The following is a 1320-nucleotide window of genomic DNA, read 5'->3' on the forward strand; positions in this document are numbered from 1 at the left end:
CCTCGTATTATAGGTCTACGACATATCCAAATTTTATTTAAAAGAATCATTTTTTATGCGATTCTTCTATAGTTCTCCACATACATTTCCCCCCTTTTAACTAAAGAGAACATCCTAAGGATTAACTTGAATTTTATATTATTCAGCACCAAAGAATACGCTTTTGTTTTAAGTAGCCGTTCCGCATATGCATGAATTTCAGGATCGTGGATCATCGCCGTTTTAGCGGCTTGATTAAGTTCCTGCTTGAGTTCCTTATTAGCCATATGGCTTACCCGGTTTTTTCCCTTAATACTCGTTCCTGACTTGTGTTCAAATGGGATTACTCCTGCAAATACGGCATATTGCCTGGCGTTTTCAAAGCTTGTAAAGTTCTCTGTATAAGCCAACGTCATCCAGGCATTTATCGGTCCTATTCCTTTGATGCTGGTTAATATTCTATAGTTTTGATGCATCAATATATCAGCCTTGATAAGAGCCATTATCTCAGCTTCTATTTCCTGAATATATTGCTCATCCTGTTTTATCTTCCTGGTTCCTATCCGAACTACGGTATCTTTTTTGCTTACCTCATACATATACTCCCGCTCTTTGACAGTAGCAGTAAGCCCGGCTTTCTCTCTGACTAATCTTTTCCTGAAGGAAAGCAATTGTTTGAGTTTTAATATATTATCATTCAATGGCTTAGATAACTCCAGCCTCTTGATCTTTTCTTCTCCATATTGCCCGATCCTGAATGAATCTACCTTATCGTTCTTTCCGCGGGTCATACCCATGGAGCGTTTGATTTCTAAGCCTGAGATTCTGCAAAAGTCAATCTGATGAGCTGTGCAAAACTGCAGAAACCGATACTCATAACCTCCGGTATATTCCAGGATGATCAGACTCGCACTAAGATCAATCTCATGGCTTTTACACCACTTTTTTAATACATTAAAACCTTTGCTACTGTTTTCAATTTGAATGTGCTGAAGGCGGTCAGCGCAACCGATGTCGAGAGTTCGCTTTGAAACATCAACCCCAAGAATAACATTGTAAGCTTTCATACGTTTATCTTTTAATTAACATTAAAAGATTGCCTTTTGCCAATAACCTTTGATGGGACAAAGAGAGTATTATAGCTGGGCCTTGGGCAATCATAAAAGGCAGGGAACTAATACGAGGCTAAGTTCTTTCAACTAAGCAATGACGTAAGTTCACCCTGCCTTTTACAATAACGTTTTCCACAAGTTTTTTAGTTCTTAACACCCCCTGCACCCCCGGTATAACAATAACAATCTTTTGTTTTATGTTTCTTTTGTTAGACCAAAGGCAATGACG

Annotated in this window: 1 protein-coding gene; it reads right to left on the reverse strand. The window is 38.5% G+C overall.

What is annotated here, in order from left to right:
• Window positions 1–53: 53 nt before the first annotated feature.
• The gene (locus tag QWZ17_RS23265) at window positions 54–1046 is read right to left on the reverse strand and encodes a transposase (protein WP_290307719.1); all 993 of its coding nucleotides are present in this window, start codon (window positions 1044–1046) and stop codon (window positions 54–56) included.
• Between the last annotated feature and the right edge of the window lie 274 nt (window positions 1047–1320).

Origin of the sequence: Mucilaginibacter flavus, from assembly GCF_030409315.1 — a bacterium.
Taxonomy (GTDB): Bacteria; Bacteroidota; Bacteroidia; order Sphingobacteriales; family Sphingobacteriaceae; genus Mucilaginibacter; species Mucilaginibacter flavus.

What these genes read in the sequence shown, in the direction of transcription:
- QWZ17_RS23265 (WP_290307719.1), bottom strand. Translation starts at nt 1,046, where the DNA reads ATGAAAGCTTACAATGTTATTCTTGGGGTTGATGTTTCAAAGCGAACT.